This is a genomic window from Massilia sp. YIM B02763, assembly GCF_030412015.1.
Taxonomy (GTDB): Bacteria; Pseudomonadota; Gammaproteobacteria; order Burkholderiales; family Burkholderiaceae_D; genus Telluria.
Window position 1 is genome coordinate 172,172 of sequence record NZ_JASNRD010000010.1, and the last position, 24,744, is coordinate 196,915.

The window sequence follows — 24,744 nt, forward strand, 5'->3', positions numbered from 1 at the left end:
ATGGTGCGCGTTCGCCGCGCGTGCTTGTTAGAAATTCATCGCGCCTCAGACCGGCGCCGGCTTGTCGCCCATTCTACCTTGATTTTCAGCAATCTTTACGTACTGAAAGTAAAGTTTTTTTGACGAAAACGCTGGACGACCGGAACCTGTGGCTTCCTGTAAACATCCAGCGACCGTCAATGGTGCAGCGCCGCCGCCCCCAGGTCCCAGATCGGCAGGAAAATCCCCAGCGCCAGCACGAGCACCATCACGCCCAGGAACACGATCAGGATCGGTTCGATCTGGCTCGACAGCGTCTTGAGTTCGTAGTCGACCTCGCGCTCGTACATCATCGCGATCTCGTCCATCAAGTCGTCCAGCGAGCCGGACTCCTCGCCCACGCCGATCATCTGCAGCACGACAGGCGTGAACACGTCGGCATTGGTCGCCGTGCGCAGGATGCTTTCGCCGCGCTCGACGCCTTCGCGCATCTGCTCGATGCGCATCGACAGGTAGGCGTTGTCCGAGGTCTGGGCCACCACCGTCAGCGCCTGCACGATGGGCACGCCGCTGCGGATCGACAGCGCGAAGCTGCGCGCGAAGCGGGCCATGGTGGCCTTGTGCACGATCTTGCCGGCGATGGGCAGGCGCAGCTTGGTGCGGTCCCAGCGCAGGCGGCCGTTCACGGTGGCGGTCCATTTGCGGAAGCCCACATGGCTGCCCAGGGCCAGTGCCAGGAACCACGGCCACTGGGCCTTGGTGAATTCCGACGTCCCGATCAGCAGCCGCGTCATGAACGGCAGCTCGGTATGGAACGTCTTGAAGATGTTCTGGAACTGCGGAATGACCCAGATGTTCACCACGGCCATCGCGACGACCATGGCGATGACGACGAAGCTGGGGTAGCGCAGCGCCGTCTTCACGCGGGCGCGCATGTCGCGGTCGAATTCGATGTGGTCGAACAGGCGCAGGAACACCTCTTCCAGCCGGCCCGTCATCTCGCCCACGCGCACCATGGCGAGATAGAAGGCGTTGAAGCACTCGGGATGACGGCGCATGGCGGCGGACAATTCGCGGCCCGCGTCGAGCGACTCGCGCAGGTCCTGCAGCACGCGCGCGAAGCTTTTGTTGGTCGCCGATTCCTGCAGGCCGGCCAGCCCGCGCATGATCGGCACGCCGGACTTGAGCAGCGTGTAGATCTGGCGGCTGAACAGCTGCACGTCGAGGGAGGTCACGCGCTTGCGCGTCAGCCGCTGCCACAGGCCGTCGTCGCCGCTGCCGGCGGACTTGCGGGTCGTGGGGCTGATCTCGATGGGCGTGACGCCCGTGCCGAACAGCTGGTCGGCGACGGCGCCGCTGTCGGCACCCTCGAGCACGCCCTGCATCAATTCGCCGCGCGCGTTGCGGCCCTTGTAGGCGAAGAACGGCATGCCTTATTCTTCCATCTGGTTCGACACGCGCATGGCTTCCGCCACCGTCGTGCGGCCCGCGATGGCCAGGCGCACGGCGCTGCGGCGCAGCGTCTCGCCGCGCATCTCGGCATGCGCCACCTTGAGGAAGTGCGACGGATCCGGATGGTTGACGGCTTCGTTGACCGCGCGCGTCATCTCGAGCAGTTCGTAGACGCCCGTGCGGCCGCGGTAGCCCGTGCCGTTGCAGTGCGAGCAGCCGCGTCCGTGGAACAGCGGCACGGCCTCGGCCCGGTCGCCCAGCTCGGCGCGCAGCCAGGCCCGTTCGGCCGCCGGCGCCGGGTGCGGTTCCGAGCAGCTCTCGCAGATCACGCGCACGAGGCGCTGCGCCAGCACGGCCTGCAGCGAGCCGCCGACCATATAGCGCGGCACGCCCATGTCCATCAGGCGCAGCGGCGTCGACGCCGCGTCGTTCGTGTGCAGCGTGGACAGCACCAGGTGGCCCGTCATCGCCGCGCGCAGGCCGATCTGGGCCGTCTCCTGGTCGCGCATCTCGCCCACCAGCACGATGTCCGGGTCCTGGCGCAGCGCGGAGCGCAGCACGCGCGCGAACGACAGGTCGATCTTGTCGTTGACCTGCACCTGGTTGATGCCGGGCAGGCGGTACTCGACCGGGTCTTCCACGGTGATCAGCTTCTTCTCGACGGAGTTCAGCTCGGACAGCGCGGAATACAGCGTCGTCGTCTTGCCGGAACCCGTCGGTCCCGTCACCAGCACGAGGCCATTGGGGCGCTGGACGATGGCGCGGAAACGCTCCACCAGGCGCGGCGCCATGCCGATCGCGTCCAGCCGCAGCGTGGTGCCGACCTGGTTCAGCAGACGCATGACGACCGATTCGCCATACTGCGTGGGCATCGTCGAGATACGCACGTCGATGCGCTGGTTGCGCACCTTGACGGCGAAGCGGCCGTCCTGCGGCAGGCGCTTTTCCGAGATGTCGAGGTCGGCCATCAACTTCAGGCGCAGCGCCAGCGGCGTGGCGATCTTGATGTCGGCCTCGGTCTGCAGGTGCAGCACGCCGTCGATGCGGAAGCGGATCTGCAGGCGGCCGTCCTGCGGCTCGATGTGGATGTCGGACGCGCGCACCTGGGCAGCGTCGTCGAACACGGACTGCAGCAGCTTCACGACGGGCGCTTCCTCGAGGCCGGAGCTGGCGCTCAAGGCCCCGAAGTCGACCGACGTGGTGTCGCCCAGGTCCTGTTCCAGTTCGCGCGCCAGGCCCGTGATCTCGCCCGTGCGGCGGTAGATGCGGTCGATCGCCTGCAGCACCTCGGTCTCGTTGACGACGGCCAGCTCGACGCCCTTCTTGAGCAGGCGCGCGATCTCGTCGTAGGCGAACAAATCGGTCGGATCGGACACGCCGACGAGCGCCGTCTCCCCGCGGTCTTCCAGCACGATGGCGCGGAACCGGCGCGCGGCCGTCTCCGGCAGCGTGCGCACGACGTCCTGGCTGATGTTGTAGAACTTGAGGTTGATATAAGGGATGCCGAGCTGGCGCGCCAGCGCACCGTAGATCTGCTCCTCGGTCACGAAGCCGCTGTCCACGAACACCCGGCCGAGCTTGCGCCCGCTGCGCTTCTGGTCGGCCAGTGCCTGGTTCAGCTGGTCTTCCGACAGCAGCTTCTGTTGCACCAGGATTTCACCCAGCCGGACTTTTTCGGGCCTCGCCATGACACGCCTTCGTTTCAAATATATGCAATCCGGCAATTTTACGTCAGAAAACTGAAAATTGATCCAAGGAATTACTTTCAGTTCCCAACCGTATCCGTCGCGCAACCAAAAATTCGGGGTCAGAGCACAATTTCGAGCCAGTTTCTAAAAAATATTATTCATATTCAAAGACTTACGGGCGAACGGCTGTAAAAAATGTGCTCTGACCCCGAATGTACGGCGCGAAGCGGGCGGGTCGCGTGACGTCGAGAGTGGCAGAATGGTAGCGGCACCCGCCGGGTGCCGTATCACGTGGCGGAGCCCGCATTGCAGCTGTTACAACGACGTTCGCTTCCTTCGATACGCGCCAAGCTGGTCTGGCTGGTACTCGGCTGCGCGCTGCCGATCCTGGTCGCTTACTTCGTCTTCGCGACCGACGCCGACCAGCGCGAGCGCGCCCATATCGCCGAGGACGCGGAGATGATCGCGCGGGCGCTGGCCGCCGGCGTCGACCGCGACCTGGCCAACGGCGAGACGGCCGCACGCACGCTGGCCATCGATGCCAACCTGGCGCGCGGCGACCTGGCCGCTTTCTACTCGACGGCGCGCCGCCTGTTGCGCCCCGAATTGCCGGCCCATGCCTTCGTGCTGCATGGCCCCGACGGCGCCGCCCTGCTCGATACCCGGCATCCGTTCGGCAGCGCGCTCGGCCCCTCCGGCGACGAGGCCGACGTGCGCGCCGTGTTCGCGAAAGGCGATGCCGTCACGTCCGGCCTGCACCGCGGCAGCGACGCGGAACCATGGGTGATTTCGATCGCGGTGCCGGTCTGGCGCGACGGCAAGGTGGCGTATGCGCTGTCCGTCGAATTGCGCCCGCGCCGCTTTTCCGAACTGCTGGCCAGCCAGCACCTGCCATCGCACTGGAATGCGCGCATCTTCGACAATCGCCGGCGCCTGGTCGCGCGCCGCGGCGAGCTGCAGCATGCGATCGGCGCGCCCATGCGGCCCGAAGTGGCCGCCGCCCTGCCCCGTGCGCCGACGGGACTGGTCGCCGTGCTCCGACAAGCGGAAGGGGACACGCAGCCGGCCAGGATCGCCTATGCGCGCACGCCCGCGCACGACTGGACCGTGGCGATCGGTTTCCCGCGCCACGCCGCGCGCGAACTGCCGGGTCCCGCGGCCGGCACCACGATCTCCTGGATCGCCGCCATGCTGGCCATCAGCCTGGTGCTGGCCTGGCGCATCGGCGGCTCCATCGCCGATTCCGTCCGCGCCCTGACGGCGCCGGCCGCCGCGCTGGGACGGGGCGAGCCGATCGCCATCCCGCCGCTGGCGATCCGCGAAGCGGCGCTGGTGGCGCGGGCGCTGGGCAAGGTCGAGGACGAGCTGCAGCAGTACCGCTCGAACCTGGAGGCGCTAGTGGCCGAGCGTACCCGCGAGCTGCAACGCTCCAGCGCCCTGCTGGGCACCGTGTACGCCACCGCTCCCGTGGGCCTGGCCTTCCTGGACCGCAGCCTGCGCATCGTGATGATCAACGACTACCTGGCCCGCGTGAACGCGCTTTCCGCCGAGGCCCACATCGGCCGCACCCTTCCCGAAATCCTGGGCGAGCGCGGCATCGCGATCGAGCGCCCCTACCGCGACGTGCTGGCCACCGGCCGCCCGCTGATCGAGGTCGAGGACAGCGGCCCCTCGCCGGCCGAACCGGACACGGTCCGCCACTGGATGTGCAGCTACTATCCCGTCTACGGACCGGAGCGCGAACTGGTCGGCATCAATGCCGTCGTGCTGGACATCACGGAGCGCAAGCGCGAGGAACAGCGCAACCGCGACAACGAGGAGCTGTTCCGCGCCCTGTTCGAAGGCGCGGGCGACGCCCACGTGCTGATCGCCTACGGGGCCGGCTTCGTCAGCGCCAACCAGGCCGCCGCCGCGTTGTTCGGCTTCGATCGCGCCGAGGAGCTGCTGGCGCTGTCCCCGGCCAGCACCTCGCCCGAGCTGCAGCCGGACGGACGCCGTTCGGACGAGGCGGCGCTCGCCAACATGCGCCGCGCGCTCGAGACGGGCAGCTGCCAGTTCGAATGGCTGCACCGCCGCCGCGACGGCACCCTGTTCAATGCCGACGTGCTGTTGAACGCCGTCGACATCGGCGGCAAGGGCATCGTCCAGGGCACGATCCGCGACATCACGGCGCGCGTCCGGACCCAGGCGGCGCTGCAGGCGTTCAGCGAGCGCCTGGAGGCGAGCGAGCGCATGATCCGCACGGTCACCGACCACCTGCCGGCCCTGGTGGGCTACTGGGACGCCGGGCTGCGCTGCCGTTTCGCCAACCAGCCCTACCTCGACTGGCTGGGATGCTCCGCGGCCGAGGTGATCGGGCACACGGCGCAGGAACTGATGGATGAGGCGCAGATGGCGCAGGTGCGGCCCCACATCGGGCGCGTGCTGGCCGGCGAGCGGGTATCGTTCGAGCGCCGCCTGCAGCGCAAGGGGTCGGGCCAGGTGATCGACGCATGGGCCAACTACATCCCCGACTTCGACGAGGCCGGCCGCGTGCGCGGCTTCTACATGCTGCACGCGGACGTGACGGAACTGAAGCGCACCCAGTCGCGCCTGGAGGAAGCGCTGCATGCGGCGCAGGCGGCCAGCAACGCCAAGGGGGCGTTCCTCGCCAACATGAGCCACGAGATCCGCACGCCGATGAACGCCATCATGGGCCTGGCGCGGCTGCTGCAGGACGCAGGGCTGGGGCCGCGCGAGCACGCCCACGTCGAACGCATGCAGATGGCGGCCAGGACGCTGCTGTCGATGCTCAACGACGTGCTCGACTACTCGAAGATCGAGGCCGGCCAGCTGGCGCTGGAGCGCACGGGGTTCCGGCTCGACGACGTCCTGGCCAGCATCGGCGTGCTGGCCGCCGCGGGCGCCTGGAACAAGGGCGTCGAGCCCGTGTTCGCCGTGGCGCCCGGCGTGCCGGATGCGCTGGTGGGCGATCCGATGCGCCTGCAGCAGGTGCTGTTGAATTTGTTCGGCAACGCCGTCAAGTTCACCGAGCGCGGCGACGTGGTACTGTCGATCGCCTGCCTGTCGCGCCGGGACGAGCGCGATGGCGAACAGGTGCGGCTCGCCTTTGCCGTGCGCGACACGGGCATCGGCATCGCGCCCGAACAGCAGGCGCGCATGTTCGAGGCGTTCTCGCAAGCCGACAGCTCCACCAGCCGCAAATACGGCGGCACGGGGCTGGGCCTGGCCATCAGCCGGCGCCTCGTCGACGCGATGGGCGGCGAACTCGCGGTGGAGAGCGCACCCGGCCAGGGCACGACCTTCCGCTTCTCGGCGTGGTTCGGCGCGGGACCGGCGCGGACGGAGGCCTGCCCGGGTCCGCTGCCGGGACAGGCGGCGCTGGTAGCGGACGACAACCCCAGCGCCCGCGCCGCGCTGGCCAGCGCCCTCGCGGCGCGCGGATGGGACGTCGACACGGCCGCCGGCGGCACCCAGGCGCTGGCCCTGCTGCACGCCGGCAAGCGCTACGCACTGGCCTTCGTCGACAGCGCCATGCCGGACCTGGATGGCGCCGCCGTCATCGCCTCCGCGCGCGCCGGCCATGGCGCCGCCGCAGGCGCCGGCACGGCGCCGCTGCCGCGCTGGATCCTGGTCGCGGCCGATCCCGAACGCGCCCGCCTCGACGCCCTCGCCCGCGGCCTGCGCGTGCATGCCATCCTGCCCAAGCCGTTCGCGCCGCAGGCGCTGGCCGACACGCTCGCGGAAGTACGCTGCGACGGCGCCGGACAGCGGCATGTGCCGCCCCCGGTGCAGCAGCAAGCGCAGCCGCAACTGGCCGCCCGTCTGGCCGGCCTGCGCGTGCTCGTGGTCGAGGACAACGCCCTGAACCGCGAAGTGGCGCACTACGTGCTGGCGCACGCCGGCGCCGCAGTCGATTTCGCGCCCGACGGCCAGGCCGCCGTCGCCATGCTGGCCGAGGACGCGGCACGCTACGACGCCGTGCTGATGGACCTGCAGATGCCCGTCATGGACGGCTACGAAGCCACCGCCGCCATCCGGGCCATGGGCTTGAGCGGCCTGCCCGTGATCGCGATGACGGCCAACGCCTTCGAGGAAGACCGCCGGCGCGCGCTGGATGCCGGCATGGACGACTACATCGCCAAGCCGATCGACCTCGACGAGCTGGTCGCCACGCTGGAGCGCTCCGGCGCGCGCGCGCGCGCGGCCGACGCGGCCGGGGCGGATCTTCCGGCGGCGGCCGCGGCCGGCGTGCCGGCGCACATTCCCGGCATCGACATGCGGGCCACGCTGCCCCGCTTCGGCGGCAGCTTCGCGGCTTTCAGCGCCCTGTTCAAGCGCTTCGCGCAATCGCAGGATGGCGCCGTGGACGCCATCCGCGCCTGCCTGGGCGCGGGCGACCGCGTACGCGCGGCCCAGGCGGCGCACGGTCTGCGCGGGGTGGCCGCCAACCTGGGCGCCAACGACGTCGCGCGGCTGGCGCTGGAACTCGAACAGGCGCTGCGCGGCGACGAGGCCGCGGCGCCGGCGCCGCGGCTGGACCGGCTGGCGCTGGAGCTGGAACAGGCGCTGCAGCTGGTGCTGGATGCCGCGCGCGACCTCCCGGTGCCGGCGGCAGCCGTGGAGGCGCTGCCCGGCGATCGCGCGGGGCTGCGGCACGCGTTGGCGCATCTGCTGGATTTACTCCACAATAACAACATGAAGGCGATCGCACAGTTCGAGCCCATGCGCCCGGCGCTGGCGCAGCTGGCGCCGGCGGCGCTGCCGGCCCTGGCGGACGCCGTGGCCGTCCTCGATTTCGACGCGGCCGCGCGCCTGGTGCGCGGGATACTGGACATGGAGGCGAATGCATGAGCTGGACCGACATGGCGGCAGGCGGCCGCATCCTGGTCGTCGACGATGCGATGGAAAACATCCAGATCCTGCACGGCGCGCTGCAGGACGAACACGAGGTGATGTTCGCGCTGGACGGCCGGCGGGCGCTCGAGATCGCCCGTACCCAGCACCCCGACCTGATCCTGCTCGACGCCGTCATGCCGGGCATGGACGGCCATGCCGTCTGCAGGGAATTGCTGGGCAACCCGGACACGGCCGACATCCCCATCATCTTCGTCACGGCGCTGACCTCGCCCGAGGACGAGACGCGCGCGCTGGCCGCGGGCGCGGCCGACTTCATCGGCAAGCCCGTGAACGCGGCCGTCGTGCGCGCCCGCGTGCGCACCCAGCTCACCGTCAAGCGCCAGCGCGACGCGCTGCGCGCGCTGATCCTCACCGATTCGCTGACGGGCGCCGCCAACCGGCGCGCCTTCGACGAGCGCCTCGACGCCGAATGGCGCCGCTGCGGGCGCGCCCACCTGCCGGTGGCGCTGGTCCTGGTCGACATCGACCACTTCAAACTGTACAACGACCATTACGGCCACCCGGCCGGCGACGCCACCCTGGTCCAGGTGGCCGGCGCCATGCGGCGCGCCGCCGCGCGCACCCAGGACCTGGTAGCGCGCTACGGCGGCGAGGAGTTCGCGATCCTGCTGCCCCAGCTCGACGCGCGCGGGGCCACCGGCGTCGCGCACCGCCTGATGGACGAACTGGCGGCCCTCGACATCCCGCACGCGGCCTCGCCCACGTCGGCGCGCCTGACGGCCAGCATGGGCATCTCGAGCATGGTCCCCGGCGACCTGAGCGCCCCGGCCGATCTGGTGCAGGTGGCCGACGCCCTGCTCTACCAGGCCAAGGCCGGCGGCCGCAACCAGTACCGGACGATGGGCTGAGCCCTACGGGGCGGGCCGCCGTCCGAACATCCCCATCCCGTCCACGGTGCAGACGGTCTCGCCGTGCTGGTTGATCGCGACCCAGGTCGACCACACGACGCCGCGGTCCGGCTTGGAACTGGACGCCTTGACGTTCACCGTGCGGTAATGGACGTTCAGGGTATCGCCGGCGCGCACGGGCGCCAGCCAGCGCACGCCGTCCAGTCCGGGCGACCCCATGCTCGACGAGCGGCTCAACAGGCGGTCGACCACGAGGCGCATCATCATGCTGCAGGTATGCCAGCCGCTGGCGATCACGCCGCCATACATCGACGCGCTGGCCGCCGCCGGATCGACGTGGAAGGGCTGCGGGTCGAAGGCCGTGGCGAAGGCGACGATCTCCTCTTCCGTCACGGAGCGCGTGCCGAGGTCAATGTCCTGGCCCGGATGGAAATCCTCGAAATACCAGTCGATGGCGGTCGTGCTCATGCCGCCTCCGCGCCCAGGTTGGCGGCGAAGCCCGGCTGGGCGATGAAGCGCGCCAGGTGGTGGTCGCAGTCGCCCAGCGCCAGCTCGATCGTCGACAGGCGCTTGAACCAGTGCGCGGCCGGCAGCTCGTCGGTCACGCCCATGCCGCCGTGCAGCTGCACCGCCTGCTGGCCGACGAAGCGCGCCGCCTGGCCGACGCGGTACTTGGCGGCCGACACGGCGCTGCGCCGCTCGCCGGCATCGCCGCCGTCCAGGCGCACGGCCGCCAGCAGCGCCAGCGAGCGCGCCTGCTCCAGGTGCACGTACATGTCCGCCATGCGGTGCTGCAGCGCCTGGAACTTGCCGATCGGGACGCCGAACTGCTGGCGCGTCTTGAGGTAGTCGAGCGTGGCGGTGAACAGCGCGTCCATCGCGCCGACAGCTTCCGCGCACAGCAGGCCGGCACCGTGGTCGAGCGCCTCGTCCAGGATCGCCCAGCCCGCGTGCTCGCGCCCGACCAGCATCGTTGCGTCCACGCGCACGCCGTCCAGCGCCACGTCGGCGCCGCGCTGGCCGTCCAGCATGCGGTAGCCGGTGACGCGCACGCCGGGCGTGGCGGCCGGCAGGGCGAACAGCGTGATGCCGTCCTCGTCGCGCTGGCTGCCGCGGGTGCGCGCCGACACGACCAGCACGTCGGCCGCGGCGCCCTGCAGCACCACCTTCTTCTCGCCGGCCAGCACCCAGCTCTCGCCGTCGCGGGTGGCACGGGTGGCCACGTCGCGCATGTCGTGGCGCGACTGGCGCTCGCCCAGCGCGCAGGCCAGCTTCGCGGCGCCCGCGCCGACCCGTTCGAGCAGCGCGCCGAAGCGCGCGCCGTCATCGGCAAGCAACAGGCACTTCGCGCCCAGCAGCGTGGCGACATAGGGCTCGACGACGAGGCCGCGGCCCAGTTCCTGCATCACCAGGTAGGCGTCCAGGGCGCCGCCGTCGAAGCCGCCGTACTGCTCCGGCAGCGGCAGCGCGAGCAGGCCCAGCTCGGCCATCGTGGCCCAGGCGGACGGCGAGCTGCCCGTCTCCGACGCCACGACGGCGCGCCGTGTCTCGAAGTCGTAGTCCTTCGCGATCCAGCGCCTGACGGCGTCCGCCAGCTGCAGCTGTTCTTCCTTGAAATTGAAGTCCATGGTGTTCCTCACAGTCCCAGGATCATCTGGGCGATGATGTTGCGCTGGATCTCGTTCGAACCGCCGTAGATCGAGGTCTTGCGATAATTGAAGTAGTGCGCCAGCAGCGGCGCCGCATCGTCGTCGCCGATGACGCTGTGGTCCGCTGCGCCCGACAGATAGGCGGGATCGAACGGTAGTGCCAGCGGCCCTGCCGCTTCCACCATCAGTTCCGTCAGCCGCTGCTGGATCTCCGTGCCGCGCACCTTCAGCACGGAGGCTTCCGGCCCGGGCGCCTGGTCGGCGCGCGCCAGCACGCGCAATACCGTCGTCTCGAGCGCCATCAGCTCGATCTCGAGGTCGGCGACCTTGGCGGCAAACAGCTGGTCGTACAGCAGCGGGCGGCCGTCCTTGTGTTCGCGCAGCGCGAGGCGCTTCAGGCGCGCCAGCTCGCGCTTGGAGCGGCCCACGGCGGCGATGCCGGTCCGCTCGTGCCCCAGCAGGTACTTGGCATAGGTCCAGCCCTTGTTTTCCTCGCCGACGAGGTTCGCGGCCGGCACGCGCACGTTGTCGAAGAAGACTTCGTTGACCTCGTGGTCCTCGTCGAGCATCACGATCGGGCGTACCGTGACGCCGGGACTGTGCATGTCGATCAGCAGGAAGGAGATGCCCTCCTGCTTGCGCACGCCGGGGTCGGTGCGCACGAGGCAGAAGATCATGTCGGCGTACTGCGCCAGTGTCGTCCAGGTCTTCTGGCCGTTCACGATATAGTGCTCCCCGTCCGCATCGGCGCCGCGCACGGCGCTGGTCTTGAGCGATGCGAGATCGGAGCCCGCGCCCGGTTCCGAATAGCCCTGGCACCACCAGTCCTCGCAGGACAGGATGCGCGGCAGGTAGTAGTCCTTCTGCTGCTCGCTGCCGAAGGCCATGATCACGGGTGCGACCATGTTCACGCCGAACGGCAGCACGGGCGGCGTGCCGGCACGCGCGCACTCTTCCTCGAAGATGTGGCGCTGTACGGGCGTCCAGCCCGGACCGCCGTAGGCGCTCGGCCAGCCCGGCGCCGCCCAGCCCTGGCGCGCGAGGATGCGGTGCCAGCGCACGTAGTCGTCCTTGTCCAGCCTCAGGTGGTTGATGACCTTGGCGCGCAGATCCTCGGGCAATTCGGCCGCGACGAAGGCGCGCACGGCGTGGCGGAAGGCCAGGTCGTCGTCGCTGTAGTGCAGGTCCATGTCGTCTCCTTTGTTATGGCGGCCGTTGCACCCTACGGAGAAATAGCACGACCGTTCAGAAGATTGTACCCGAAAAGTGGCCCCGTAAACGACGTCGTCCCTGCGCGGGCAGGGACCCAATGTGCGCGCGTCATCGCGGTGCACGCAGAACTTGGGTCCCTGCCTGCGCAGGGACGACGTGGGAGACGCGCCTTGCTTAACGCTGGCGGCGACGCGACAGGCTGGCCACACCCAGCATGCCGGCCAGCATCAGGGCGATGGTTGACGGTTCCGGCACCTCGGCGGTCGGCGTGGTGTCCGCCGGCGCATCGGTACCCAGGTTGCCGCCGGACGTATCGTCGCCGGTAATCGGATCGAGGGCGCCCGTACCCGGGACGCTGATGCTGCCGCCGCCCGTCGAACCTCCGGAATCGCCACCGGTCGCACCGCCCGTCGAGCCACCGGTGGAGCCACCCGTCGAACCACCGGTCGATCCACCAGTAGAACCACCGGTCGAGCCGCCGGTAGTACCGCCGGTCGAGCCGCCCGAGCCGGTCGAACCACCCGTGCCGCCGCCAACCGCGCCGCCGGTCGAACCGCCGGTCGAGCCGCTGCCTGCCGCCGCGCCGGTGCCGCCGGTCGTAACGGTGATGTTGTCCCCCGAACCCATGACGGACACGCTGTTACCCAGCAGGGCCGCGATCTTGGCATTGCTCATGCCGACGAGGTAGCTGCCGTCGATGCCCTGCACGACCGCGAGCTGGCCACCCGACTGATTGGCGCTGGCCTTGGCGTACAGCGCCTGCGCCAGGCTGGCGCTGCTGTACGAAGCGCCGCCGATCAGCGAGGTACCGCTGCCCAGCACGCCGGAACCGACGACGTCGGTACCGTTGCCTGCGGTCCAGCTGGACAGATACCCGGATTGGGTCGTCGTCCCAGCCGGTGCTGCGGTCGCCGGCAGGACATCGGCGTGGGCAGCACAGGTGCTCCCGATCAGGAGAGCGGCAGCGATGAGGTGACGAGTTGACATATAGTGCTCCTTGCTCAGTCTAGAAAGTTATTTTTAATTTAACTGCTGAGTTAATGTAGCACAAGTAAAAAAATAGCAACGTTCGTTTGCGCACGCACAAAAGAAACAGGGCTTCCCGTGGGAAGCCCTGTTGATTCGTGCTGCCGCCCGTCTCGGGACGACCAGCATCTTACCGGTGGAATCGTGCCTCTAATACAACATAATTCCCGCGGATTATTTCAATGACGACAAGTATGGCATCGTGCGGCTGGCCAGGCGGGTATCGGCGCGCAGCATGCCTGACTCGTCCGCCAGGATATGCGCGGCTTCCTGCAGGTACACGTCCTTGGCATTCTTGGCCGCCTTCTCGGCCGCCAGTTCCGCGGCCAGGCTGCGCTCGTCGCCCTGCAGGCCGTCGTCGGCGCTCGGGCGGCCCTTGGTCGCCACATTGCTCTTCTTCGGCGTCGTCGGGCTCGGCACCTTGCCGCGCTGTTCCTTGCTGCCCGGACCGGCCACCGGCTCGTCGCCCTTGCCGCCACTGTCGGCCAGGCGTGCCTCGCGCAGGCGCGCCTTGGCTTCCTGGTTCTCGCGTTCCTTGCGACGCACCGCCTCGTTCAGCGAGATGACATTGTCCTTGCGGATCTTGACGGCTTCGGCGATGTCCGATTCGATGTCGATGAAGTCCTTGTCCTTGGCGACGCGGGCCTCATGCTTCTTCTGCAGCGGGCCGATCAGTTCTTTCAGGTCGCCGGACGGCAGGTAGGTCGCCGGCTTGATCTGCACCCAGGGCAGCGCGTTGTCGTAGGACGATTCGCCGAAGTTCTCGGCATCCGACGTCACCGGCAGCTTGATGTCCGGCGTCACGCCGCGCAGCTGGGTGGTGCCGCCGTTGATGCGGAAGAACTGGGCGATCGTCATCTTCAGTTCGCCGTACTTCAGCTTGTCGCTCTGCGAGAAGCGGTCGAGGTTGATCAGCGTCTGCACGGTGCCCTTGCCGAAGCTCGGCTCGCCGATCACGATGCCGCGGCCGTAGTCCTGGATGGCGGCGGCGAAGATTTCCGACGCCGAGGCCGAGCCGCGGTTGATCAGGACGCCCATCGGACCGTCCCAGGCCAGGCCGGCATTGGTGTCGCTCTCGACCTCGACGCGGCCTTCGGCCGTGCGCTGCTGCACCACCGGGCCTTTGTCGATGAACAGGCCGGTCAGTTCGACGGCCTCGATCAGCGAGCCGCCGCCGTTGTTGCGCAGGTCGATCAGCACGTTGTCGACCTTCTCCTTCTTGAGTTCGCCGAGGATGCGCTGGACGTCGCGGGTGGCGCTCTTGAAGTCCTTGTCGCCCTTGCGGCGTGCCTCGAAGTCCTGGTAGAAGGTCGGCAGCGAGATGATGCCGATGCGGCGCTTCACGCCGCCGTCCTTGACCTCGATGATCTGCTTCTTGGCCGACTGCTCTTCCATCGTGATCTTCTTGCGCACGAGGGCAACGGTGATGTGCTTGCCGTCCTGGCCGGCGTCGGCCGGCAGCACGTCCAGGCGCACGGTCGAGTCGCGCTCGCCGCGCACCAGCTGCACGACGTCGTCGATGCGCCAGCCCATCACGTCCGTAAACTGGCCGTTGCCCTGGGCCACGCCCACGATGCGGTCGCCGACCTTCAGCTTGCCCGACTTGTCGGCCGGCCCGCCCGGCACGACCTCCCGGATGACGGTATAGTCCTCGCGCGACTGCAGCACGGCGCCGATGCCGTCCAGCGACAGGCGCATGGAAATGTCGAAGTTCTCGGCCGAACGGGGGCCCAGGTAGTTCGTGTGCGGTTCGATCGCCATCGCGTAGGCGTTCATGAACATCTGGAACACGTCTTCGTTGTTCAGCTTTTTCAGGCGGGTCTGGTAACCCTCGTAGCGCTTGTCGAGGGTTTCGCGGATCGCCTTGTCGTCCTTGCCGGCCAGCTTCAGGCGCAGCCAGTCGTTCTTCACTCGCTTGCGCCACAGGTCGCGCGCCTCGTCCTCGTTCTTGGCCCACGGCGCCTTTTCGCGGTCGATCTGCAGCGACTCGTCCGTGGTGAAATCGAACTTGCCCTTGGCGACGAGTTCGCGCGCATACGCCATGCGGTCCGAGAAGCGCTGCTGGTAGGTGCCGAAGATCTGGAACGGCAGCGTCAGGTCCTCGTTGTTGATGGCATCGTCGAACTTGGTGCGCGCCGGCGCGAACCCGTCGATGTCGGCCTGGGTGAAATACAGCTTCTCGCTGTCGAGCGACTTGAAATAGGCATCGAAGATCTTGGCCGACATGGCATCGTCCAGCGGCACGGCCTTGTAGTGGTAGCGCGCGAGGACGCGCGACGCCCACAGCGCGGCCTGGGTCTGGGCGACGGACGGCTTGAGCTGGGTGGACGGACCGGCCTGGGTGGCCACGGCGGGCTGAACGGGTGCCGCCACCTTCTCCGGCTGTGCCGTAACGACGTGGGCGGACATGGCCAGGGCCAGCGACACCATCAACATCTGCTTCTTCATGCTTTCTTTCTCCGGGGACGGGAACGGTATTCGGCGGGCACGGGGCCTGCCGCGCCAACACAGCGGCGCCTGCGATTCATTCTACAGGATAGCGGACGGACGTAGAGTCGGGCTGCACGTTTGTTCAGCGGCGCTTAAGCGGGACGTAAGTAAGCGGGGCGTAAGTCGGTGTTTCAGGCTTTTACAAATCGAAACACACCCGGCGGCAGCCAATACAGGGCGCCGGCGATGGGGACGAGCAGCAGGTAGGGCCAGCTGCGCAGCGACAGCTTCCAGTCCACGGGCGACGGCCAGAAGGACAGGAATTGCGGCGCCAGCACGAGGGTCAGCGCCAGGTCGACGGGGCCGAAGTGCCAGGCGCCGCGCGTGCGCCACCATGCCACGGCGACGGGCACCAGCAGCACCAGGAACGGCGCCAGCGCGGCCGGCGCCGCGTTGTACCAGCGCAGGTTGGCGAAGGTCACCGAGCCCAGCTCCCAGGTCCGGCCCGTGCGGCGCGGCACGATCGAGAAATTGGTCGGTTCGGCGCCCAGCAGCAGTCCCACCGAGAAATGCGCGAGCTCGTGGCAAAGCGTGCCCACGGCGCTGAAGACGAAGAACAGCGGATGCGCCGCCGTCACGATCCACAGCAGGAAGGCCAGCGCCAGCGAGGGCACCAGGTACAGCCCCATCTCGGCCAGGCTGCAGGCCCACGCCGGCAGGTGCGCCGCGCAGCCCTGCTGCAGGCCGGCCAGCGTGCCGGTCAGCATATCCAGCGACATGCCATGCGGGATCATCGGGGCCTCGGCGAAGAACGCGTCAGCCCGTGTAGAAGCAGCGGCCGCAGGCCTGGCGGTAGCTTTCGTTGCCGCCGATGCTGACCTGCTCGCCTTCACGGATGCGCCGGCCTTCCGTGTCGACCCGGATATTCATCGTCGCCTTCTTGCCGCACGTGCAGATGTTCTTGATTTCCTCGATATCGTCGGCCAGGGCCAGCAGGTAGGCCGAACCCGGGAAGGGCTCGCCGCGGAAATCGCTGCGCAGGCCGTAGCAGATGACGGGCACGCCGCGCACCTGGGCCAGCTGGTGCAATTGCTGCACCTGCGCGGTGGTCAGGAACTGGGCCTCGTCGACCAGCACGCAGGAAACCTCGGGCGCACTGGCGAGAAAATCGGTGTTGCGGTCGAACACGGCGGTCTGGCGCTGGGGACCCAGGCGCGACGTGATCTTGCCGACGCCGTAGCGGTCGTCGATGGCGGCCGTGTACAACTGCACCTTCTGGCCCTGCTCCTCGTAATTGTGGGCCACCTGGAGCAGCGACGTCGATTTGCCGGCGTTCATCGCCGAATACCTGAAATAGAGTTTTGCCACGGCCCCTGCCCTGCAAGAAAAATTGCAAAATTATAGCAAGCACGACGGAGCCAGCGCCAGCGACGCCTCCCTTCGCCGATGGCGCCGGCAGGGATCAGCGGCGACGGCGCGCCGCCACGCCCAGCAGGCCGATGCCGGCCAGCAGCATGCCGTAGGTGGCGGGTTCCGGCACGGCCAGCACGACGTTGTTGGCGGTCGGCCAGTACAGGCCGCCGTCGCCGGCCACGGTCACGGAGGTCAGCGCCGTATCGGACACGAAGCCCAGGAAGCTGCTGGTCGTCGTGCCGTTCAGCGCGTAGTCCAGCGTGCTGCCGTCGGCGGCCGTCAGTATCAGGTTACCGATCACGTACTGGCCCGAGATATTGGACGTAAAGAAATTGCCGCCGAAAGCACTCGCACCGCCGCTGAAGTTCTGGAACACGATCGGCGTGTACGCGTTCTCGTTGGACAGCCAGTAATCGCCGCCGGTGCCGCCGGTGCCGCCAGCGCCCCACAGGCCATCCGGCGAGTACGCCTGGTAGCCATAGGTGCCGGCGGTGCGGGCCAGCGTGGTGTCGTAGGGGACGACGCGCAGGTCGTCGAAGGTGTCGTAGCCCGGGGTCGACACGGCGCTCAGGAAAGCGGCCTGGCTCGTGTAGACGGTGATGGCGGCTTGGGCACCCGTGCCGGCGCACAGCAGTGCGGCGGCGAGGCAAAGCGGTTTCATGGTTTTCAGCACGATTCGCTCCTGTCGGAAGGTCATGGTTGCGGGTTCATCTGTGGAAATGAGCGGCCAGGATGGGCCGCTCCCAGTTAATCCCAACTGCATGAACGTTGCAATCGTGCCAAGCGCATTTTGCGCTGGCCTTGCGCTACGTATAAGTGCGCGCATTCCTCCTAAGGCCGCTTCTGCAGATGCTTATTCGCCAGGATGATATTTGCGTTCAAGATCTTTCTCGATGTCTTCCTTGTAGTAGAGAACATCCTTGAACTCGCCGCGGCTGTACATCTCGGCCTGGTCGGCGAAGTGCGGCGAGCGCGGGTCGCTGCTCTGCCCTCCCGCGAGGATGCTCTTGGCGCGTACGCGCGGGCCGAATTCCACGGCCGCCACGAAGCTGTTGCCGCGGTCGCCGTAGATCCGCTTCGTGGTCTGCTTGGCCACCATGCCGAAGGACGCCAGCGAACCCCAGTTGGCGGAGGTAAACGCGACCGGCCAGCTCGGCTTGCCGTCGTCGTAGCGCTGCCGGATGTCGCCGCTGGCGCGCTGGAAACGGTTGATCTCGCCCCAGGGCGTCTTCCAGCTGCCGAAATCGGCCTGCAATTTGTCGGAGGCACGGGCCAGCGCGTCGAGGCGTTCCTGCGGCGTCAGGCTCGTCTGGATGAAGTCGACCACCGGCACCCGTTTCTCGCGCGCCCGCGCCGACGCCCCCTTGACCATGTCCTGGCCCCAGTACACGGCCAGCGAGGTCGGCACCGAGTTCACGCCGAAGCGCAAGTCCCAGGCGCGCAGCACGGCGACCTGCTCGGCCAGGCGGCCCTTGAGCGCGTCCCCGGCGGGCAGCGCATCCCAGTCGCGCACGACGGCCGGCACCAGCGGCTCGAAGGCGGTCAGGTAGCTGTCGTAGGACTTGGCGATCAGGCCGTCCAGGGTCAGATCTTTCGTGCCCTGCAGCACGCGTTCGGCGTGGATGCCGCGCGCATTCTGCGGCAGCGACCACATATAGGCCGGATAGGCCGAGCAGTCTGGATTGCTCGCGCCGAAGCCCGTGCACGGCCAGTTGTTGGTGTTCGAGATGTAGCCGCTGGCCGGATTGAACAGCGTGATCGTTTCCTTGACCTCGTGCAGGCCCTTCCACTCGGTGGCGGGATCGCTGCCGTCAACGGGGCGGGTCCAGTCGAAGCGCGGGTCGCGGCGCGGGATGAAATTGCCGTGGAAGTAGGCGATATTGCCGTCCGCATCCGCGTACACGGTATTGTTCGAGGAATTGGTGCGCAACTGCATGACCTTGTAGAAGTCGGCATAGTTGCGCGCCTTGGTGCGGCCATAGGACTGCATCAGCGCATGCATCGGGTCGTCCATCATCCGGATCGACACCCATTTGTTCCCCTCGCTGCGGATCACGGGGCCGTGCTGCGTGTAGTAGGCGGTGACGGTGCGCGTGGCCATGCCGCCGCTCGCCGTGCGGTACGGCAGCGCGATGCGCTTCTCGCGCACGGGTTTCATCTGGTCGCCGAACTTGTAGAAGAACTTGCCGCCCTTTTCCACCACCGTTTCCAGGTATTCGTCGATGACGTCGCCGCCGCCGGAGGTGTGCATCCAGCCGATGCGGTCGTTGAAACCCTGGTAGATGAAGAACTGGCCCCAGGTGACGGCGCCGTAGGCATCCAGGCCCTCTTCGCTGACCATGTGCACTTCGGGACGGAAGTAGAACGAGGTGTGCGGGTTGATCATCAGCAGCGCATGGCCGTCGGCCGTCAGCTTCGGCGCGATGGCGAAGCCGTTCGAGCCGGTCGGCTCCTTGTCGAAGCCCTTGTCGAAGCCCTTGTCGAAGCCCATCTGCGCCTTGCCGTCCGCGTCCAGCGCGGCCAGCGCCACCGCCGGCTTCACTGCCTGCATCCCCGCCTGCGCCGCCTTGCCGTAGAACTCGCCCAGCCGCTTCGTGTCGATCTCCTCGATGTCGCCGCCGATGCTGCCTTCGCTGAAGCTCAGGGCCATCCACGGCTCGAAGCGGGTCAGGAGTTTCGGCTTGACCTGGGGATGCGAGGCCAGGTACCAGTTCAGGCCGTCGGCCCAGGCGTTCATCAGCTGCTTCAGCCAGGCCGGGCTGTCGGCATACTTCGCCTTCAGCTCGGCCGGATCGATGTACAGCTTCATGCGCAGGTCGGTCCAGATCTCCTTCCCCCCCTCGACCTCGGCCAGGCGTCCCATCGCATTGATGTAATTCAGTTCGACGCGGTTGAAGTCGTCCTCCGCCTGGGCGTACACCATGCCGAACACGGCATCCGCATCCGTCTTGCCGAACACGTGCGGGATGCCCCACTTGTCGCGCAGGATCGTCACGCGCTGCGCTTGTGCCTTCATGCGCGCCAGCGCGGCGGCATCGAACGTGCCGGCCTTCGCGGGCGCGGCGGCCGACGTGGCGGCCTGGGCCGGAGAGACAAGCGGCAGCGCGGCAAGCGAGGCGCAGCCAAGGACGGTCGAAGCGATCAGACGGAAGCGGAAGCGACTAGGCTGCATCAATGGGTTCTCCTGGAGTGGGTGGGGATCAGGCGCCGGCGCCGAGCGCGGCCAGCTTCTGCTTGAGGACTTCGTTTTCGGTCATCAGGGTCGCGACGCGGTCCTTCAGTTCGCCGACCTGGCTGCGCAAGGCCTTCACCTGTTCTTCCGGCGAGTCCGGCACGACCTCCTTCTTCGGCTTGGCGCCGGCCTTCTGTTCGCGCACCTGGCGCGCGGCCTGCTGCAACTCCTTCCGGCCGCCGGCGACGGCCGCGACCTGCGCCTGCGGGGGCAGCGAGGCGACGGTCGCCGCAGCGCTCACCGAGATATCGCCCTTGCGCACGGCCTCCACGAGCTCCGGCGCCGCCGTCTTGCGGATGCGCTCGATCTGGCTCAGCGTATTGGCCGACACGCGGGCGGCCTTGGCCACGTCCTCGCGCGTGCTCCAGGGCGGATCGACGGGATCCTCTTCCGCTTCGGGCGCCGGCTGGTCCGGCGGCGCCTCGGCCGCACGCTGGGCCAGGCGGGCCGCGACGATTTCCTTCTTGCGCAGCGCCAGCATGCCGCGCTGGAAATCGGATACGCTGCGGCGCGCGAGATTATTGTCGATGACCCACAGCATGACATCCTCGATCGACTCGAAACGGTCGTTCTGGACGGTGCGGAACGGGATGTCGTGCTTGCGGCAGATGTCGTAACGGTTGTGGCCGTCGATCAGGACGTCGCGCCACAGCACGAGCGCGTCGCGGCAGCCTTCCGCCAGCAGGCTGCGTTCGAGCGCCGCGTACTCGACGGGCGTGAGCGGATCGATGAAGGAGCGGAGTTCCTCGTTGAGCGTGATATTCAATGTCATTCCTTGCCGATGTCCGGCGCGCACGCAACGGTGTGCGCGCCATCCGGCATGGTACAGCATCGAACGGCCCAGCCAAAGGAAGTCGTTGACGGATCGTCATGCCGGCGCCCGATCGCTCGCGTGCGCGCCCGCGAAACTGCTACAGTGCGTGCAGGCCAAATCCGGGAGGATGCGATGAGCGCAACGAGCGAAACGACCACCGTCGTCGTCGACGGCAGGGTCTACGAGATGGGGAGCAGCGAGCGGGCCAGGGAAGCGGCGGAATGGGTGTACGAACATCCGGACGAGGCGACCCAGTTCGAGGACCATTTTGCCGACGCGGTGATCGTGGGCACGCCGGTGGGATCGACGTTCAGGCAGCAGTAGGACGCGGTCCGTGCCGGCCAGCGTGCCGCACCGGCTTGTCCCTGCGCTTCGCCATCCTGGCGTGCTCCGGAGCCGTTCCATTCGCGGCGCGGTGCCTGTCGATGCAGAGGCCGATGCATCGGATCATGCGCATGGCGCGCCACGGATGGACAGAGCCGCCGGCACATCGCTCGGCGCAAGCTGCGGGCGAGATCGCTGGCTCACGTCGTCACGTCATGGATGACCCGGTAACGAACCGAGATTGGAGGTTCACCGTTACATTCCGCGAGAATCCGCTGGAGCGATCCCACTAAACTGCGCCAGGACTGACGTGTTTAGTGGACTTACAGAAGGATGATCACGTGAATACCCTGGAACTGTTGCTCGCTGTTCACTTACGGAATATGGCCATCGACATGCGGAGTGCGTCCCGGTCGGATTTCTACGCTTCCATAGCGTCCTGCGGCGATGAAACCGAACGCCGAAAGCGGCTTGGTGCATGGGATCGCCAGAATCCCTTGAACCGGTTCATTCCTGCGGCGCTGGCCGAGGTCGACGCAATCGCAGACCAGGTCCGCGATCTGCTGCGCGGCGCGGCCAGGTCATGACGCCAAGGCGTCTGGGGAACCACAAGCGCATGCGGAGGGACGATCCCGGCAACGGCACGGCCCACGGTTGAAGCGCGCGATGCGGCCCGCCCGCACCTTTTGCGGAAAGGCGACGCGCAACGGAAACACGGTGGAAGCAGGACGGTCGGTGGCGGAGTGGAAAGCAGCATTGGCACATGGTGCCCGGAGCCGGGATCGAACCGGCACGCCGTTTCCGGCACGGGATTTTAAGTCCCGGGTGTCTACCAGTTTCACCATCCGGGCTGCGGCCGCGATTCTAGCACAGCCCGCGGGCATCCAGGGTCAAACTTGCAAGATTGCACTGGCTGCACGCTGCCCTGGCCCGTCCTGGGCACAGCACACGCGGTTGCGGCCTGCGTTCTTGGCCGCGTACAGCGCCGTGTCGGCCCGTTCCATCATGCGGGCAACCGCCTCGTCCTCGCCCAGCGTCGCCACGCCCACGCTGACCGTGTAGCAGACCAGTCCGTCGGCGCCGTCGCGCACGGCGCCCTGCGCCAGCGCCGCCCGCAGGCGCTCGGCGGCGACGAGGGCGTGGGCCGTGCCCGTCTGCGGAAGCAGCACGGCGAATTCCTCGCCGCCCAGGCGCGCGCATGCGTCGATGCCGCGCAGGACGCTGCCGGCGCGCAGGACGATGTCGACCAGGACCCGGTCGCCGACCGCGTGGCCATGCGTGTCGTTGATGGACTTGAAATGGTCGACGTCGAACACCAGCACGGACAAGTCGCCCCCGCCGCGGGCGATGCGCTCGCGTTCGCGCTCGGCCAGGCCGGAGAAGGCGCGCCGCGTCCAGGCGCCGGTCAGGAAGTCGTGTTCGGCCGCGTACGTGGTGCGGGCGATGATGTCGGCATTCGCCATCATGACGGCGCCCAGGGTCAGCGTCGGCAGCGCCAGCGTGCCCAGCGCCACGAAGACCAGGTTCAGGACCGACGCGTCGAACACCGACACGTCGGTACCGAGGTTGGCCATGTACAGCACGAAGCGCGCTCCGTAGCCGCCCGCCTGCCAGGCCGCCGACCAGAACGCGAAGCGGGCCGGATAACGCGCCCCGCCCGGATTGGCCGAGCGCCGCAGCGCCCAGGCGATGGCGGCGCTGACCGCGCCGTGGAAGACCGAAGTCAGCGCGATGCGCAGCGCCGTCGCGTCGACGACGTAATGGAACCAGGCGAGCGACACGGTCGATACAAGCGCCAGTGCGGCCAGGCGCCGCACCGGCACGGGCCGCCCCAAGTGGCGCAGGAAGCCCGCGTACATGAAGATGGGCGCGCACAGCAGCAGCAGGTTGGCGAGGTCGAACGAGAGCACGTCCGGCACGTGGCCGCGCGCCGCGAACAGCAGCAGCGCGGCGATCGCCAGCGCGTTGGCGAGCGACCAGGCGCGCATGCCTGCCACCGCATGGCGCGCCAGCGACAGCAGCACCATCAGCATCACCACGGACAGCGCCGTGGTCACGAGAAGAAGAAGGAGGACACTCAAATCGGTTCGGGAGCGTGCGGCGGTCGACGCGGATCGGCTGCCAGGGGATGGCGCAAGGCTTGCGCTAAGGAAATTAAGCGGCTTATATTATCAAACTCCCTCGTTTTCTCCTATCCCGACGACAGATATTTACAAAGTCTGTCGACTCCCCACGCTCCTCCTCAGGGAAAGTACTCAAACAACAATGTTCGGCGCACGACGGCGCTAGCGAGCGACCCGGCAATGCCGATTGCATTAACATCGTGTCATGTGTGGACGATTTGACCAAAGCCAGACCGCGCGCCATTACGCCAATCTGATCGGTTGGCTGGACGCCGTCTACGACAGCGAATCCGCGCCGACGACCAACGCGGCGCCGGGCAGCTATCATCCCGTGATGCACGTGCAGGAAGGCGAGCGGCGCGTCGACGACGTGTTCTGGGGCTACCGCGCCAAATGGGCCGAAGGCAAGGTACCCATTTCCATCAATGCGCGCATGGACAAGCTCGCCAACCGCTACTGGTCCCGTCTCGTCAAGAAGGGACGCGGCATCGTGCCGGCCGAAGGCTGGTACGAATGGACGGGCGAAAAAGGTCACAAGCAGCCCTGGCACATCCACCGCAAGGACGGCGCCCCGCTGTTCATGGTCGCCCTGGCCAATTTCGGGACCTTCGAGGAGCATCGCGCCGAAGCGGGCTTCGTCATCGTCACCGACGACGCCTCGGGCGGCATGCTCGACCTGCACGACCGCCGTCCCGTCGTGCTCGAAGCGGCGGATGCGCAGCTGTGGCTGGACCCGGACCTGCCGCCGGAGCAGGCACTGGAACTCGTGCGCCGCAGCGCCGTGCCGGCGGACCGATTCGATTGGTACAAGGTGAGCACCGCCGTCAACCGCGTCGGCAGCAACGGCCCGCAGATCGCGGCGCCGATCGATGACTAGCCGCCCCACCTCGTTCGACGACAAAAAAGCCCGCAGGCCGTAAGGCGTGCGGGCTGCTTGCATCCGATCGATGCCGGTCAGTGCTGCGATCAGTGCTGGTAGGCGCCGATGTCGTAACCGGTCGAGGCATTACGCGCCTTGCCGTCCAGGTCGGTCGGATAGGCATTGGTCGCGATGCCGCGGCCGATCGCCGGGGAGCTGCTCGACAAGTGGAAATTCGGTGCCGCGGCCGTGCGCGAGTAGCCGGCGAACAGCGGATCCGAGCTGACGGTGCCCGTATGCGTCAGGCCGTTACGCAGCGAGAAGTTGTACGAGGTGTTCTTGAACACCAGGTTGTTCCTGTACTGGTTCGCCTTGCCCGTCGTGCCCTGCTCCGAGATGCCGTACTTGTTGTCGTACACGATGTTGTTCGCCACGAACACATTGTTCGCGCCGGCCGAGGTGTAATAGAAGTCGCCGCCGCCGATCACCATGCCGAAGTTCGATGCCGCCGCCGTGTTGTTGGTGATGGTCACGTTGGTGGCGTCGTGCCACAGGTGGATCGCCACCGCGCCCACGCGGTAGACCAGGTTGTTCTTGATCGAACCCGAGGTGCTGAAATAGATGCCTTGGACATAGGTGCAGCCGGCCGGGCCGATATCGTTCACCACATTGCTCACCACGTCCGTCATGACGCCGTGGTAATAGCTGTCCACGCCGATCGCCGAACCGCCGGCGCTGGTGCAGGCCACCTTGGTTGCCAGGTGGTGGATGTGGT

At 67.7% G+C, this 24,744-nt stretch carries 19 protein-coding genes and 1 tRNA gene; 5 read left to right on the forward strand and 15 right to left on the reverse strand.

Going from position 1 to position 24,744, the window contains the following annotated elements; translation table 11 throughout:
• Nucleotides 1-176: 176 nt before the first annotated feature.
• A complete protein-coding gene (locus QPK32_RS14885; RefSeq protein ID WP_290413567.1) occupies nucleotides 177-1,409 on the reverse strand; it encodes a type II secretion system F family protein in 1,233 nt (410 codons plus the stop codon).
• Between the two features lie 3 nt (nucleotides 1,410-1,412).
• On the reverse strand, nucleotides 1,413-3,119 hold the full coding sequence (locus tag QPK32_RS14890; RefSeq protein ID WP_290413568.1) for a GspE/PulE family protein: 1,707 nt from the start codon (nucleotides 3,117-3,119) through the stop codon (nucleotides 1,413-1,415).
• 306 nt (nucleotides 3,120-3,425) lie between these two features.
• Here QPK32_RS14890 and QPK32_RS14895 point away from each other — a divergent pair, with 306 nt between their 5' ends.
• Both QPK32_RS14895 and QPK32_RS14900 read left to right on the forward strand, forming a co-directional pair.
• Nucleotides 3,426-7,973 carry a response regulator gene (locus tag QPK32_RS14895; RefSeq protein ID WP_290413569.1) on the forward strand — a complete coding sequence of 1,516 codons (4,548 nt, stop codon included), beginning with the start codon at nucleotides 3,426-3,428 and terminating at the stop codon, nucleotides 7,971-7,973.
• Nucleotides 7,970-8,887 (forward strand): diguanylate cyclase domain-containing protein, encoded by a 918-nt coding sequence (locus tag QPK32_RS14900; RefSeq protein WP_290413570.1) that lies wholly within the window; start codon nucleotides 7,970-7,972, stop codon nucleotides 8,885-8,887. The genes QPK32_RS14895 and QPK32_RS14900 overlap by 4 nt, the downstream gene beginning before the upstream one ends.
• A gap of 3 nt (nucleotides 8,888-8,890) precedes the next feature.
• Here QPK32_RS14900 and QPK32_RS14905 read toward each other — a convergent pair whose 3' ends face one another.
• The 10 genes from QPK32_RS14905 to QPK32_RS14950 all read right to left on the reverse strand — a co-directional run bounded on the left by QPK32_RS14905 (nucleotide 8,891) and on the right by QPK32_RS14950 (nucleotide 20,615).
• Nucleotides 8,891-9,355, reverse strand: a complete 465-nt coding sequence (locus tag QPK32_RS14905; protein WP_290413571.1) for a MaoC family dehydratase — start codon at nucleotides 9,353-9,355, stop codon at nucleotides 8,891-8,893.
• Nucleotides 9,352-10,515 (reverse strand): acyl-CoA dehydrogenase family protein, encoded by a 1,164-nt coding sequence (locus tag QPK32_RS14910; RefSeq protein ID WP_290413572.1) that lies wholly within the window; start codon nucleotides 10,513-10,515, stop codon nucleotides 9,352-9,354. The genes QPK32_RS14905 and QPK32_RS14910 overlap by 4 nt, the downstream gene beginning before the upstream one ends.
• Nucleotides 10,516-10,523: 8 nt before the next feature.
• Entirely contained in the window at nucleotides 10,524-11,726 is a 1,203-nt protein-coding gene (locus QPK32_RS14915; protein ID WP_290413573.1) for an acyl-CoA dehydrogenase family protein, read from the reverse strand.
• 196 nt (nucleotides 11,727-11,922) lie between these two features.
• Nucleotides 11,923-12,735 carry a PEP-CTERM sorting domain-containing protein gene (locus tag QPK32_RS14920; protein WP_290413574.1) on the reverse strand — a complete coding sequence of 271 codons (813 nt, stop codon included), beginning with the start codon at nucleotides 12,733-12,735 and terminating at the stop codon, nucleotides 11,923-11,925.
• 213 nt (nucleotides 12,736-12,948) lie between these two features.
• A complete protein-coding gene (locus QPK32_RS14925; protein WP_290413575.1) occupies nucleotides 12,949-15,222 on the reverse strand; it encodes a carboxy terminal-processing peptidase in 2,274 nt (757 codons plus the stop codon).
• A 173-nt stretch (nucleotides 15,223-15,395) separates the two neighbouring features.
• Nucleotides 15,396-15,998: a hypothetical protein gene (locus QPK32_RS14930; protein ID WP_290413576.1), complete on the reverse strand. Its 603-nt coding sequence runs from the start codon at nucleotides 15,996-15,998 to the stop codon at nucleotides 15,396-15,398.
• Between the two features lie 22 nt (nucleotides 15,999-16,020).
• Nucleotides 16,021-16,572, reverse strand: a complete 552-nt coding sequence (locus tag QPK32_RS14935) for a thymidine kinase (RefSeq protein WP_290413577.1) — start codon at nucleotides 16,570-16,572, stop codon at nucleotides 16,021-16,023.
• 94 nt (nucleotides 16,573-16,666) lie between these two features.
• Nucleotides 16,667-17,278 (reverse strand): PEP-CTERM sorting domain-containing protein, encoded by a 612-nt coding sequence (locus QPK32_RS14940; RefSeq protein ID WP_290413578.1) that lies wholly within the window; start codon nucleotides 17,276-17,278, stop codon nucleotides 16,667-16,669.
• Nucleotides 17,279-17,470: 192 nt separating this feature from the next.
• Nucleotides 17,471-19,789 carry a penicillin acylase family protein gene (locus tag QPK32_RS14945; RefSeq protein ID WP_290413579.1) on the reverse strand — a complete coding sequence of 773 codons (2,319 nt, stop codon included), beginning with the start codon at nucleotides 19,787-19,789 and terminating at the stop codon, nucleotides 17,471-17,473.
• A 28-nt stretch (nucleotides 19,790-19,817) separates the two neighbouring features.
• Nucleotides 19,818-20,615 (reverse strand): hypothetical protein, encoded by a 798-nt coding sequence (locus QPK32_RS14950; protein WP_290413589.1) that lies wholly within the window; start codon nucleotides 20,613-20,615, stop codon nucleotides 19,818-19,820.
• Between the two features lie 180 nt (nucleotides 20,616-20,795).
• On the opposite strand from QPK32_RS14950, the gene QPK32_RS14955 reads away from it, so the two are divergent.
• Both QPK32_RS14955 and QPK32_RS14960 read left to right on the forward strand, forming a co-directional pair.
• Nucleotides 20,796-20,987: a hypothetical protein gene (locus tag QPK32_RS14955; RefSeq protein WP_290413580.1), complete on the forward strand. Its 192-nt coding sequence runs from the start codon at nucleotides 20,796-20,798 to the stop codon at nucleotides 20,985-20,987.
• Nucleotides 20,988-21,328: 341 nt separating this feature from the next.
• Nucleotides 21,329-21,574: a hypothetical protein gene (locus QPK32_RS14960; RefSeq protein WP_290413581.1), complete on the forward strand. Its 246-nt coding sequence runs from the start codon at nucleotides 21,329-21,331 to the stop codon at nucleotides 21,572-21,574.
• Nucleotides 21,575-21,751: 177 nt separating this feature from the next.
• On the opposite strand, the gene QPK32_RS14965 is transcribed toward QPK32_RS14960, so the two are convergent.
• Nucleotides 21,752-21,838: transfer RNA gene (locus QPK32_RS14965), tRNA-Leu, on the reverse strand.
• 39 nt (nucleotides 21,839-21,877) lie between these two features.
• Entirely contained in the window at nucleotides 21,878-23,068 is a 1,191-nt protein-coding gene (locus tag QPK32_RS14970) for a diguanylate cyclase (protein WP_290413582.1), read from the reverse strand.
• 247 nt (nucleotides 23,069-23,315) lie between these two features.
• Between QPK32_RS14970 and QPK32_RS14975 the strand changes: the two genes are divergently transcribed.
• The gene (locus QPK32_RS14975) at nucleotides 23,316-23,987 is read left to right on the forward strand and encodes an SOS response-associated peptidase (protein ID WP_290413583.1); all 672 of its coding nucleotides are present in this window, start codon (nucleotides 23,316-23,318) and stop codon (nucleotides 23,985-23,987) included.
• 89 nt (nucleotides 23,988-24,076) lie between these two features.
• Here the strand turns inward: QPK32_RS14975 and QPK32_RS14980 are convergent.
• Nucleotides 24,077-24,744 (reverse strand): choice-of-anchor Q domain-containing protein (locus tag QPK32_RS14980; protein ID WP_290413584.1); only part of this gene is annotated, 668 nt, incomplete at its 5' end.

What these genes read in the sequence shown, in the direction of transcription:
- QPK32_RS14885 (WP_290413567.1), bottom strand. Translation starts at nt 1,409, where the DNA reads ATGCCGTTCTTCGCCTACAAGGGCCGCAACGCGCGCGGCGAATTGATG.
- QPK32_RS14910 (WP_290413572.1), bottom strand. Translation starts at nt 10,515, where the DNA reads ATGGACTTCAATTTCAAGGAAGAACAGCTGCAGCTGGCGGACGCCGTC.
- QPK32_RS14940 (WP_290413578.1), bottom strand. Translation starts at nt 17,278, where the DNA reads ATGAAACCGCTTTGCCTCGCCGCCGCACTGCTGTGCGCCGGCACGGGT.
- QPK32_RS14975 (WP_290413583.1), top strand. Translation starts at nt 23,316, where the DNA reads ATGTGTGGACGATTTGACCAAAGCCAGACCGCGCGCCATTACGCCAAT.
- QPK32_RS14925 (WP_290413575.1), bottom strand. Translation starts at nt 15,222, where the DNA reads ATGAAGAAGCAGATGTTGATGGTGTCGCTGGCCCTGGCCATGTCCGCC.
- QPK32_RS14905 (WP_290413571.1), bottom strand. Translation starts at nt 9,355, where the DNA reads ATGAGCACGACCGCCATCGACTGGTATTTCGAGGATTTCCATCCGGGC.
- QPK32_RS14945 (WP_290413579.1), bottom strand. Translation starts at nt 19,789, where the DNA reads ATGCAGCCTAGTCGCTTCCGCTTCCGTCTGATCGCTTCGACCGTCCTT.
- QPK32_RS14900 (WP_290413570.1), top strand. Translation starts at nt 7,970, where the DNA reads ATGAGCTGGACCGACATGGCGGCAGGCGGCCGCATCCTGGTCGTCGAC.
- QPK32_RS14930 (WP_290413576.1), bottom strand. Translation starts at nt 15,998, where the DNA reads ATGATCCCGCATGGCATGTCGCTGGATATGCTGACCGGCACGCTGGCC.
- QPK32_RS14890 (WP_290413568.1), bottom strand. Translation starts at nt 3,119, where the DNA reads ATGGCGAGGCCCGAAAAAGTCCGGCTGGGTGAAATCCTGGTGCAACAG.
- QPK32_RS14915 (WP_290413573.1), bottom strand. Translation starts at nt 11,726, where the DNA reads ATGGACCTGCACTACAGCGACGACGACCTGGCCTTCCGCCACGCCGTG.
- QPK32_RS14920 (WP_290413574.1), bottom strand. Translation starts at nt 12,735, where the DNA reads ATGTCAACTCGTCACCTCATCGCTGCCGCTCTCCTGATCGGGAGCACC.
- QPK32_RS14955 (WP_290413580.1), top strand. Translation starts at nt 20,796, where the DNA reads ATGAGCGCAACGAGCGAAACGACCACCGTCGTCGTCGACGGCAGGGTC.